Source organism: Telluria sp. ZB4P37 (genome assembly GCF_059685855.1).
The window spans coordinates 278,683-289,972 of the sequence record NZ_JCASID010000005.1 but is presented as its reverse complement, the minus strand read 5'-3'; the positions used below and the strand labels follow the sequence as shown (position 1 = coordinate 289,972).

The following is an 11,290-nucleotide window of genomic DNA, read 5'->3' as shown; positions in this document are numbered from 1 at the left end:
GCACCTGAAGATCAAAGCATTCTTCGGACGCAGTCCAAATGCCGTGCATATCCAAATTGTGACGGCCTTGATTTCATACTTGCTGGTCGCGTTGTACAAGCAGGCGCATGGCATCAACTACACGCTATGGCATTGCCTCAGCCTGATTACTGCCACTTTGTTCGAGCCTCCCGTCATCAACACGAAAACTGCCCGAACGCGTCCAAAACAAGCTAGAACAGCGCCCTCGAAGCGGCCGGGGGCACTCTAGTGAAGAGGTATCGAATTATCTTGGACACCAGTGGGCCAAGGCCGGAACCCAAGTTCGTCGCGCACCACTCCAGGTGCCTGTCACCCGAAGCCGACGCTACCTGTGTTTTTACACAGTATTTTCCCCACCAACCCCCTTCCGCCGTATATCATTCCACAATGATTATTCTCGGCATCGACCCGGGCCTGCGCACGACGGGTTTTGGCGTCATTGAAAAACACGGCACCAAGCTGCGCTACATCGCGTCCGGCACCATCAAGACCGGTACCGAGGGTGCACTGCCGCCGCGCCTGAAGGTGATCCTGAAGGGAGTGAGCGAGATCGTCGCCGCCTACCAGCCCGGCTGCGCGGCCATCGAAAAAGTGTTCGTCAATGTCAATCCGCAATCCACGCTGCTGCTGGGCCAGGCGCGCGGCGCGGCCATTACGGCCCTGGTCGGTGCCGACCTCGACGTGGCCGAATACACTGCGGTGCAGGTCAAGCAGGCCGTGGTCGGCACTGGCAGGGCGGCCAAGGCGCAGGTGCAGGACATGGTCGCGCGCCTGCTCAAGCTGCCCGGCCTGCCCGGCAGCGACGCCGCCGACGCGCTGGGCGTGGCCATCTGCCATGCCCACAGCATCGACACCCTGGCCCTGCTCGGCGCGCTGACGCCGGCCACTACCACGCTGCGCATGAAACGCAGCCGCCTCGTCTAAAAACAACAAGGAAACAACGATGATCGGTCGAATCGAAGGGAGACTGCTCGAAAAAGCGCCACCGCACGTGCTGGTGGACTGCAACGGCGTCGGCTACGAAATCGACGTGCCGATGAGCACCTTCTACAACCTGCCGCACACCGGCGAACGCGTGGTGCTGTTCACCCACCTGACCGTGCGCGAAGACGCCCACCTGCTGTTCGGCTTCGGCAGCGCCTCTGAACGCGCGCTGTTCCGCCAGCTGATCAAGATCACCGGCGTCGGCGCGCGCATGGCGCTGTCGATCCTGTCGGGCATGACGGTGGCCGAGCTGTCGCAGGCGGTCACGCTGCAGGAAACCGGCCGTCTGGTGAAGGTCCCGGGCGTCGGCAAGAAGACCGCCGAACGCCTGCTGCTCGAACTCAAGGGCAAGCTCGGCGCCGACCTCGGCATGGTCGCAGGCGGCGTCCCGCGCGACGACACCCAGACCGACGTGCTCAATGCGCTGGTGGCGCTGGGGTATTCTGACAAGGAAGCGCTGGTCGCGACCAAGAACATGCCGGCAGGCAGCTCGGTTTCGGACGGCATCAAGTTTGCGCTGAAGGCGCTCTCCAAAGCATAAGCAATGAGCATCCAGACCGACAATTTCACCGAACAGCGCGTCATCGACGCGGCCCCCGCCTCGCCCAACGAGGAGGCGATCGAGCGCGCCTTGCGCCCGAAGCAGCTGGAAGAGTACGTCGGCCAGGAAAAGATCCGCGCCCAGCTCGAGATCTTCATCCACGCCGCGCGCAACCGCCGCGAAGCGCTCGACCACACCCTGCTGTTCGGCCCGCCGGGCCTGGGCAAGACCACGCTGGCGCACATCATCGCGCGCGAGATGGGCGTCAACCTGCGCCAGACCTCCGGCCCGGTGCTGGAGCGCCCGGGCGACCTGGCTGCGCTGCTGACCAACCTCGAGCCGAACGACGTGCTGTTCATCGACGAGATCCACCGCCTGTCGCCTGTGGTCGAAGAGATCCTGTACCCGGCGCTCGAGGACTACCAGATCGACATCATGATCGGCGAGGGCCCGGCCGCCCGTTCAGTGAAGCTCGACCTGCAGCCGTTCACGCTCGTCGGCGCTACCACCCGCGCCGGCATGCTGACCAACCCGCTGCGCGACCGCTTCGGCATCGTGGCCAGGCTGGAGTTCTACAACGTCGACGAGCTGACCAAGATCGTCACCCGCAGCGCCGCGCTGCTGGGTGCCCCGATCGACCAGGACGGCGCCCGCGAAGTGGCCCGGCGCGCGCGCGGCACGCCGCGTATCGCCAACCGCCTGCTGCGCCGCGTGCGCGACTATGCCGAAGTAAAGGCCAACGGCGACATCACCAAGGACATCGCCGACCTCGCACTGAAGATGCTCGATGTCGACTCGGTCGGCTTCGACGTGATGGACCGTAAGTTGCTGGAAGCGGTGCTGTTCAAGTTCGGCGGCGGCCCGGTCGGCATCGGCAACCTGGCGGCGGCGATCGGCGAAGCGGCCGACACCATCGAAGACGTGCTCGAGCCCTTCCTGATCCAGCAGGGCTATTTGCAGCGTACCCCGCGCGGCCGGATCGCTACGCCGCTGGCTTACCAGCACTTTGGGGTGACGGCTCCGCGGATCAGTCCGACGGGGGATTTGTGGGACAACCTGCCGCCGGGGTGAGGGTACCTCGCAATCTCTTGGCGTAATGCCAATAGGAGGGCGTGACGACGAAGGGCAGCCCCTCCTGAACCGGCCGAGAGGCTTGGCTCGTCCAGGAGAAGGCGCCCAACCGGGGCCTGCAGCGCAAACCGACCATCAAGACGAATCAGTCGATAAACCCGAGATATCCGATTCAGGGTAGCGACGTCGCTTCGTCGATCTTGTCAGGACGCGGATCACAACGTCAGGCGGTGTGCACTGGTCAAGAAGTTCTTGCGCAGCGGTGAACACATCATGTGAGCTGGCCGCATTGATTGCCGCATCGATCAGCAGCGACGTGCGGAAATCCGTACGGCGATCCGTCCAGTAGTCGGGGCTGTATCTCATGGCAGGCCTCCTTGTCAATCCAGCGACTCACCCTGTTAGATACATGCGCTGACGAGACATACCCTTACCGACCGTAAATCCACGTAAATCGGTGTGATGGACCGGGACAGACCTGGAACGGAACAGGATGTGCACAAACTACACCGGGGCCGAAGTTACTTAACTACTCCACGCGGCGACCACATGTCTGTCTCGGCTGTCAGCCTGTCACTAGCGGCCGCTTCCGGCCGAGGCTGTGTAAAAACGCGAGAACCGCGTGTTTTCAGGGGTCTCTTCACCATTCTCGACTGCGCGAGAAGTTGCCGTAGCGGCCGTTCTGAAAGGTCTGGGTTCGCCAGCGTGCTGTCCGATTCGCGTTCTTACACAGCCTGTGCCAATAGCGGACCTGATCACAGTCAGGATTAGCTCAGATTGTGTACACCCGCACGCAAAATCGAATTCCTTTCTCGTTCCGGCCCATGTACTTGTTCGGCAAACGCATGGGCGTGGGCATCAATGGGATAAGCAAGACGTTTGACGCGGACGAAGTAAAGGGCTTGCTGTACCGCTCTTGATAGCTGGTTCGCCCGACGGAACTGGGCCAGCGTCCCCTTAACGATTTACAGGAAAGGTTCCCGGGCGAGAACCGGCAGCTGTGTTTCCACGCTTGCCGACGTGGCGCTTCCTGCGCCACGGCCATCGCCTTGCCCTGGATTGACCCAAAAATCTTGCTTGGCGATAAATACACGCCGTAATATAATTGGGAACCATTCTCATTCTCATTCCCATTTACTTTCCCATCGACGACTATGCGTTCTTCACCATTCTTCCGCCCGACCCCTATCGCGTTTGCCGTGGCAGGTACGCTTTTCAGCTCCATAGCGCTTGCAAACGACGACCAGCCTCCCCCGGTGGCGGTGGTCGAAGTGCTCGGCTCAGCCGACCGTGGCTATGTCGAAAAAGCGACCGTCAGCGTGATGAAAACCAATACGCTGCTGCGCGATACGCCGCAGTCGGTGACGGTGATCACGCGGCAGTTGATGAACGACCAGGCCATGCAGAGCATCGCCGACGCGATCCGCTACGTGCCGGGCATCGTCACGGCCCAGGGGGAAGGCAACCGCGACGCAGCCGTGTTCCGCGGCAATAGCTCCACCGGCGATTTCTTTATCGATGGCATGCGCGACGACGTGCAGTACTACCGCGACTTCTACAACATCGAAAGCCTCGAGGCCATCAAGGGCGCCAATGCCATGATCTTCGGCCGCGGCGGTTCGGGTGGCGTGATCAACCGCGTCAGCAAGCAGGCGCGCTGGGCACCCGTGGCCGCTGTCAACCTATCCGTCGGCTCGTATGGCCACAAACGCGCCGCCGTCGACGTCGGCGGGGCGGTGAACCCGGACATGGCAGTGCGCGTCAATGCCATGGCCGAGCGGTCGGACAGCTACCGCGATGGCGTCACGCTCGAACGCAAGGGCATCAATCCGACCATGAGCCTGCGCGCCGGCAGGAACACCCGCATCAGCCTCGGCTATGAGCATTTCCGCGACGACCGCATCGCCGACCGCGGCGTGCCGTCGTTCAACGGCCGTCCATTCGACACTGACGTGTCGACCTTCTTCGGCAATGCCGAGCTGAGCCCGACCGCAGTGCGCGTAGATGCCTTCTCGGCCTACGTCGAACACGACGCCGGCAATGGCTTCATGCTGCGCAACCGTACCCGTGTGGCCAAGTACGACAAGTATTACCAGAACGTCTATGCCAACAGCGCCGTCAACGCAGCCACCGGCCGTCTCGCCGTGGGCGCCTATCTCGACACGACTGAACGCAATAACCTGTTCAACCAGACCGACCTGAGCTACGCGCTGGCGACCGGCAGCATCACCCACAAGATCGCCGCCGGCGTCGAGCTCGGCCGCCAGGAAACCGATAACGCGCGCCGCACCGGTGCCTTCGCAGCCCCCGCGAGTGTTCTTGCCAGTAACCCGATCTATACCGGCGGCGTGAGCTTCCCGACGGCGACGACCAGCAACTACAGCGAGGCCAAGGTTGCGTCCGTCTATCTGCAGGACCAGATCATCTTCTCGCCCCAGTGGCAGGCGGTGGCGGGCTTGCGCTACGACCGTTTCAGCGTCGACTTCAACAATCGCCTTGCCACCAGCAACGGCCAGTTCGAGGTGACCGATACGCCGCTCTCCCCACGTTTCGGCCTGATCTACAAGCCGGTGGAAGCGATGTCGGTATATGCCAGCTACAGCCGCGCCTACCTGCCGCGCGCCGGTGACCAGCTCACCTCGCTTACCGCCAGCAACCGTGCTTTCGATCCCGAGAAATTCGACAATGTCGAACTCGGTGTGAAGTGGGACGTAACCCCGCTGCTGGCCGCCAGCGCCGCCATCTATCAGCTCGACCGCAGCAACGTCGTCGTGCCGGGCGCGGTGGCCGGTACCAGCATTCTGGTTGATGGCCAGCGCAGCAAGGGCATCGAACTGGACCTGACGGGACGCGTGACCCAAGCACTTAGCGTCATGGGCGGCTACGCTTACCAGGACGCGGTGCTGACCGCCAACCAGTCGGCCACCGTGCGTTCCGGCGCAAAGCTGGCGATGGTGCCGAAGCACACGTTCTCGTTGTGGAGCCGCTACGATTTCAGCGCACCGCTGGCCGCAGCCCTGGGCGTGGTCTATCGCGACAGCCTCTATACCTCGACGTCGAACACGGTGATGCTGCCTTCGTTCACCCGCGTCGATGGCGCTGTCTTCTACCGTTTCAGCAAGCAGTACCGCGTGCAGCTGAACGTGGAAAACCTGTTCGACAAGAAGTACTGGGCATCGGCCCACAACGACAACAACATTACGCCGGGCGCGCCGCGCAGCGTGAAACTGTCGCTGTTCGCTAGCTTCTAAACCTGCCGTAAGGTACTGCCGCCGGCCCCGCAAGGGGCCGGCAGCGGTCAAGCGGGGACGTCGACCACGTGGTCGACGTCCAGGCGGATGCAGATCCGTTCGCCCGGCGCGTGGTCGTGGATGGACTTTGTTCGTCACCGCGTCACCGAGATGCCACAGAATTTTGCCATCCGTTCGACCGGCATCATTCCGTCGCTAACAGCCAATTTCCGAGAGTAATCTGCCCCTAGCAGTTGTGATGGCGATGCAGTTGCCGAATTGCTAAACGCTAAAACAACGCGATTACTTTTCTCGGGCGGATAGACGACAAACCAATGGGAGTAGCCGCGCTCGACAGCAAGACTTGTATAGGCACACATCAGCCAACGTGCGCCAGCTGCAGTACGCTCGTGGAAACCGGGGACGTTGAGGTAGGACTTCGTTGGCAGACGCTGAATCTCGGTGAGCAACAAATCGAAAGGCTTGCCTTGCGCTTTTGAACTCACCGAAAATAGTACAACATCGTCGGCGTTCGCAGACATAAAAACGATACTCGCGACTGCCAGCAGGAATGCTCGTCGGATTGTTTTTTCCATAGAATACCTTCTATTCGAGTCGTGACTCAGTGCGCCTGAAAACTGTCGTTTATCGTTGTGTGAAATTCATCTGCAAGCGCGGACAGCGACAGTTTTTCCATGACAAGTTTTCTTTATTCGTACCTCTATTCGGGCGGCTACAAGGTCCGCTTCTGGCCGAACCCGGCCGTTGAGCTCAGCATAGCAGGTCGCCAAGACGGAAAAATCGCAGACTGTCACGAAGGACCGGATCCGATTCATAGCGGACATGTAAAAAGGCACGGCCTGCATAGGTGAGCCGCCTTGAGACCTAGGTCAGTACACCCACGTTTGATACGCAAAGAACGTATGGAATGTGGCAGCAGTGTCCTGCACGCGGTACGCAGCCATGCCTTCAGCGCCTTTTCGCGACGAGACTAAGACAGCGAAAGATGATATGACCCGACGCGTTCGAGCGTCGAAAATTGCCACCTGGCTGCTGTTCAACAATCGGCCTACAAAGTACTGGGACTTATCGCGTGTCCTTTTTCGACTGTGGATTCAACTGGTGAACGCAACACTCTAAGAAGGTATGGAGGAGTGTTCAAACTGACCCGTTCGTAATCAATGTCCGCGGTCACGGTTTACTCTTCGATGTCAGTTGCGGCGCACCACCCGCGCGCGCGTCTTCGGATAGTTTGCACTTCCGACCTGTTCACCTTTAGGTGACGCCAACCGCATGCAGGTACGGTAGACCAAGTCCCGGAGCCACTCGTGACCTTTGTCCGTTTCATGGCGGGCATGCCAGACGAGATGGAGGTCCACGGCGGGCACCTCAAATGGCAGCGGGCTGACCTCCAGGCGCAGCGCGCTCGCCAGTTCCCTCGCCGCTATTCCCGGGAGCGAAGCAATACCCGGGAAGCGCCGCAATACAAACGGCAATGTGCTGAACCGCGTCGTGGTCATCGTAACGTGGCGGCTGAGGCCGCGTTCTACCAAGACATCATCGACATAGCCGGTGAATTCACCCCCGAACGATGTTAGAAGATGAGGGTATGCAAGGTAGTCTTCAAGGCTGATTGGAATGCGCGCTTGTACCAGCTTGGGGTCGAACATGCAGGCAAAGGACTCCTTGAACAGCGGCTTGGTACATATCCAGCCCGTCGTGGGGCCTATGTCTGTCACTGCAAGGTCCAGCATCCCTGCTTCAAGTTGGGCAACTACGTTGGCCCGGTCGACTGGACGCAATGCGAGCCGTATGCGAAGTGCCTGTGCTGCCAGAGCGCCGAGCAGCGCAGGCGCCAGCGTGACCTCACCGATATCGAACATCCCCAGAGAGAACGTACGATCACTCGAGGTCGGGTCGAACGCACTATCTGCGAAGAGCGCAGCACTGAGGCCTTCAAGGACCGGCTTTAGACGCTCTGCCAACGCGAGAGCGTGGGTGGTCGGCTCCATTCCTTGGGCCGTTCTCACGAACAGATCGTCTCCAGCGAATGTGCGAAGTCGAGCCAAGGACGCGCTCATCGCCGGCTGACCAAGGTATAGACGTTTGGCAGCCCGAGTCACGCTTCGCTCGCGCAGCAGTGCTGTGAAGACAAGCAGGAGATTCAGATCAAGCTTGTGAAAATCATGCTCATTGATATCGATCATGTTTTTAATCGATTTGAATAATCAATGAGACGAGTCTAACCTTTTGGTGTCGACGGCGCATCTACTCTTTCGGGACATGCCAAGTCTTCATTTGGTTCTATGAATTTTTGCACTTACCTAAGAGGATCACTATGCGCTATCGCGTTTTCGGCAAGCACACGGGCTTGCGAGTTTCCCAGTTAGCTCTGGGTACAGGTAACTTTGGGACAGCGTGGGGATACGGCGCCGAGCCGGATGAAGCGCGTCGCATGTTCGGTCGATATATCGAGGTGGGTGGAAACTTCATCGATACGGCCGACAACTACCAGGCCGGACAGTCTGAAACACTGCTCAGTGACCTGATTGCTCCCGTTCGCGAGCGACTTGTCCTGGCCAGCAAATTCACGCTAGGTCCTATGCCGACACATGCCGGGATGGCGGCGACCGGGAACTCGCGCAAGGTGATGATTCAGTCCGTCGAGTCCAGCCTGAAACGCTTGAAGACCGATCGGATTGATCTCCTGTGGGTCCACATGCCCGATGGCGTTACGCCGATAGAGGAGATTATGCGGGGTCTAGACGATCTGACGCGAGCCGGCAAGATCGTGTACGCTGGCCTGTCCGACTTCCCCGCATGGCGCATCTCCCGTGCGGTTACCTTGGCCGAAATCCGAGGTTCGCTACCGATTGCTGGCGTCCAGCTCGAGTACAGCTTGGTCGAGCGTACGGCCGAGAGAGAGCTGCTGCCAATGGCGCAGGCATTGGGTCTCGGTACCGTAGCTTGGTCACCACTGGGCGGGGGGCTTCTAACAGGCAAGTATCGTCGTGGCGAAGTAGGCCGTGCGACCCAGTTGGGCACGCTAATTCATCACGAGGACAGCGCCCAGAAGGGAGCGGTCCTTGACGCCTTGCAAGTCGTCGCTGATGAAACGGGGTCGAATCCTGGAAGAGTGGCGATCGCTTGGGTGGTGGCACGAGGCGCCATCCCGATTGTCGGACCGAAGTCACTGGCACAGCTGGACGACAACCTCGCCGCTACAGAATTAACGCTCACTGAACAGCAGCTGTTACACCTGAACGCGGCAGGCGCGCCCAGTCTTGGGTTTCCTCATGAACTCCTGAACCAGGAATCTACCCGCCAAAGCTTGGCAGGCGGACAGCTCGATCAGCTGGACGGACCAAATCATCCGATAGCATGAGTACATCAAACCGGTGATGGATCCGCGTTGAATAGGCGCGGCACTATCCTAGCGACAGTGCTGAGAGTCCGCTTTGGCCGAAAGCGGAATTCGGAAAGCCCAAGTGTACGGGGCTGTTGCTCCCCGAGCAAGCAGGGTCAAAGGTAGCGGCGTTGGTGACAAATGTCATACCAATCTGATGGCGCCTGCTTCTTACGCAACCCCCGCGCTGTTCGCATACTGGTTCCACACCAACCATGCGAGGAATGTATGAACGCTACCCTGAAAGCCCTGTCCACCGCCGCCGCACTCTGCTTGGCGAGCGCCGCCATCGCTGCCCCCACTCTGGTGCAGGACGTGCGGGTCTTCGACGGCGAACGCGTGCACGAGCGGCGTTCGGTACTGTTCGACAAGGGAGTGATCGTCGATGCCAATTTTCGCGGTGCGGTGCCGAAGGATGCGCGGGTGGTGAACGGACAAGGCCGCACGCTGCTGCCTGGCCTGATCGATTCCCACACCCACGCCTTCCGCTTTTTCGAGCTGCCAGTGCTGTTCGGCGTGACCACCCAGGTCGACATGTTCACCGACGTCGGGATGCTTGCGACCGCCAAGAAGGCCATGCGCGCAGGCGGCAACCACCAGCACGCCGACCTGTTCTCGGCCGGCACCCTGGTCACCGCGCCGAGCGGCCACGGCACCCAGTTCGGCATCGCCATCCCGACCCTCACCAAACCCGGAGACGCGCAGGCCTTCGTGGATGCCCGCATCGCCGAAGGCTCGGACTTCATCAAGGTCGTGATGGAGGCGGGCCTGGGCTTCAAGTCGCTCGACCTGGCTACCGTAAAGGCCGTGATCGCGGCGGCGCACCGGCGCGGCAAGCTGGTTGTGGTCCACATCAGCACCGAGGCGGACGCCCGCGCCGTGCTGGAGGCGGGCGCCGACGGCCTGGTGCACCTGTACACCGGCAGCACTGCCGATGCGGAGGGCATGGCGAAACTCGCGCGTAGCAAGGGCGCGTTCGTGATCCCGACCTTCACCGTCCTGGAAAGCATGGCCGGCTACAAGGGCGACGACCTGCTGGCCGATCCCGCGCTTGCCGGCCTGCTCGACAAGGACGGCCAGGCTCCGCTCAAGGCGCGCTACGGCTCGCAGCAGCAGCCCGCGATGCTGGCGGCGCCGAAGATGGTGACGGCCGCCATGCAGCGCGCCGGCGTGCCGGTCTTGGCCGGCACCGACGCCGGCAATCCCGGCACCCAGTATGGCGTGAGCATGCACCGCGAACTGGCCTCGCTGGTCGAGGCGGGCCTGAGCCCGGCCCAGGCGCTGGCCGCTGCCACCAGCGCGCCGGCCATGGCATTCAAGCTGGGCCGGCGCGGCCGCATCCAGAATGGCTACAAGGCCGACCTGCTGCTGGTGGAGGGGAATCCTGCGCTGGACATCCGCGCGACGCGCCGGATCGTCGAGGTGTGGAAGGATGGCGAGAGCGCGGGCGGCCTGCGCGAGCGCCAGCGCGAGCAGGTGGCGAAGGCGGCGACCGGCGCCAACCAGCCGTTGGCGCTGCCGGCGGACGGCCGTATCAGCCAGTTCAGCCAGGCCAAGCTGGCCAGCCCGTTCGGCGCCGGCTGGATGCCGTCGACCGACAGCTTCGCCGGCGGCAAGTCGACCGTCAAGCTGGCAGCACAACCGGCCCTGCCCGATGGCCAGGTGCCGCTCGCGGTGAATGCGACAGTCGCGCCGGGCCTGCCGTTTGCCTGGGCCGGCGTGGCCTTCATGCCGGGCACCACGCCAATGCAGCCGGTGAACCTGAGCGCGGCGAAGCAGGTGCGCTTCAAGGTGCGCGGCGACGGCAAGGTGTACCAGATGATCGCCATGTCGCAGGGCGTGCAGATGCCGGGCGCCGCGCGCTTTACCGCCGGCCCCGAATGGGCCGAGGTGACGGTGCCGGTGAGCGACCTGAAAGGCGTCGATCCGGCCACCCTGACCATGTTAGGATTCAACGCCGGTCCACAGCCGGGCGACTACCGCTTCGAGATCGCCGACGTGCGCCTGCTCGCACAATAACAACCTGGATGGAAGACG

At 61.7% G+C, this 11,290-nt stretch carries 9 protein-coding genes and 1 pseudogene; 7 read left to right on the top strand and 3 right to left on the bottom strand.

Translation table 11 applies throughout. The annotated features are described in order from the left end of the window. The 4 genes and pseudogenes from AC56K1_RS11960 to ruvB form a co-directional block, all read left to right on the top strand. A pseudogene (locus tag AC56K1_RS11960) lies at nt 1–250 on the top strand (hypothetical protein); the annotation flags it as partial. 158 nt (nt 251–408) lie between these two features. Further along, nucleotides 409–945: a crossover junction endodeoxyribonuclease RuvC gene (gene ruvC / locus AC56K1_RS11955; protein ID WP_497158055.1), complete on the top strand. Its 537-nt coding sequence runs from the start codon at nt 409–411 to the stop codon at nt 943–945. A gap of 19 nt (nt 946–964) precedes the next feature. Then, entirely contained in the window at nt 965–1,546 is a 582-nt protein-coding gene (gene ruvA, locus AC56K1_RS11950) for a Holliday junction branch migration protein RuvA (RefSeq protein ID WP_497158054.1), read from the top strand. Nucleotides 1,547–1,549: 3 nt separating this feature from the next. Next, nucleotides 1,550–2,617, top strand: a complete 1,068-nt coding sequence (gene ruvB / locus AC56K1_RS11945; protein ID WP_497158053.1) for a Holliday junction branch migration DNA helicase RuvB — start codon at nt 1,550–1,552, stop codon at nt 2,615–2,617. A 135-nt stretch (nt 2,618–2,752) separates the two neighbouring features. On the opposite strand, the gene AC56K1_RS11940 is transcribed toward ruvB, so the two are convergent. Next, nucleotides 2,753–2,983 (bottom strand): hypothetical protein, encoded by a 231-nt coding sequence (locus AC56K1_RS11940; RefSeq protein WP_497158052.1) that lies wholly within the window; start codon nt 2,981–2,983, stop codon nt 2,753–2,755. An 833-nt stretch (nt 2,984–3,816) separates the two neighbouring features. Between AC56K1_RS11940 and AC56K1_RS11935 the strand changes: the two genes are divergently transcribed. After that, nucleotides 3,817–5,868 carry a TonB-dependent receptor gene (locus tag AC56K1_RS11935; RefSeq protein ID WP_497158051.1) on the top strand — a complete coding sequence of 684 codons (2,052 nt, stop codon included), beginning with the start codon at nt 3,817–3,819 and terminating at the stop codon, nt 5,866–5,868. A gap of 134 nt (nt 5,869–6,002) precedes the next feature. Here the strand turns inward: AC56K1_RS11935 and AC56K1_RS11930 are convergent, their stop codons facing one another. Both AC56K1_RS11930 and AC56K1_RS11925 read right to left on the bottom strand, forming a co-directional pair. Then, nucleotides 6,003–6,443 (bottom strand): hypothetical protein, encoded by a 441-nt coding sequence (locus AC56K1_RS11930; protein ID WP_497158050.1) that lies wholly within the window; start codon nt 6,441–6,443, stop codon nt 6,003–6,005. Nucleotides 6,444–7,058: 615 nt separating this feature from the next. Then, a complete protein-coding gene (locus tag AC56K1_RS11925; RefSeq protein WP_497158049.1) occupies nt 7,059–8,054 on the bottom strand; it encodes a LysR family transcriptional regulator in 996 nt (331 codons plus the stop codon). Between the two features lie 131 nt (nt 8,055–8,185). Here AC56K1_RS11925 and AC56K1_RS11920 point away from each other — a divergent pair, with 131 nt between their 5' ends. Together AC56K1_RS11920 and AC56K1_RS11915 are read left to right on the top strand one after the other, a co-directional pair. After that, on the top strand, nt 8,186–9,232 hold the full coding sequence (locus AC56K1_RS11920) for an aldo/keto reductase (protein WP_497158048.1): 1,047 nt from the start codon (nt 8,186–8,188) through the stop codon (nt 9,230–9,232). Nucleotides 9,233–9,481: 249 nt separating this feature from the next. Beyond that, nucleotides 9,482–11,272, top strand: coding sequence for a CIA30 family protein (locus tag AC56K1_RS11915; RefSeq protein ID WP_497158047.1), 1,791 nt, complete (start codon nt 9,482–9,484; stop codon nt 11,270–11,272). Nucleotides 11,273–11,290 lie beyond the last annotated feature (18 nt).

Coding starts and splice junctions, on each gene's coding strand:
- AC56K1_RS11920 (WP_497158048.1), top strand. CDS start 8,186: ATGCGCTATCGCGTTTTCGGCAAGCACACGGGCTTGCGAGTTTCCCAG.
- ruvA (WP_497158054.1), top strand. CDS start 965: ATGATCGGTCGAATCGAAGGGAGACTGCTCGAAAAAGCGCCACCGCAC.
- AC56K1_RS11930 (WP_497158050.1), bottom strand. CDS start 6,443: ATGGAAAAAACAATCCGACGAGCATTCCTGCTGGCAGTCGCGAGTATC.
- AC56K1_RS11925 (WP_497158049.1), bottom strand. CDS start 8,054: ATGATCGATATCAATGAGCATGATTTTCACAAGCTTGATCTGAATCTC.
- ruvB (WP_497158053.1), top strand. CDS start 1,550: ATGAGCATCCAGACCGACAATTTCACCGAACAGCGCGTCATCGACGCG.
- AC56K1_RS11940 (WP_497158052.1), bottom strand. CDS start 2,983: ATGAGATACAGCCCCGACTACTGGACGGATCGCCGTACGGATTTCCGC.
- ruvC (WP_497158055.1), top strand. CDS start 409: ATGATTATTCTCGGCATCGACCCGGGCCTGCGCACGACGGGTTTTGGC.
- AC56K1_RS11915 (WP_497158047.1), top strand. CDS start 9,482: ATGAACGCTACCCTGAAAGCCCTGTCCACCGCCGCCGCACTCTGCTTG.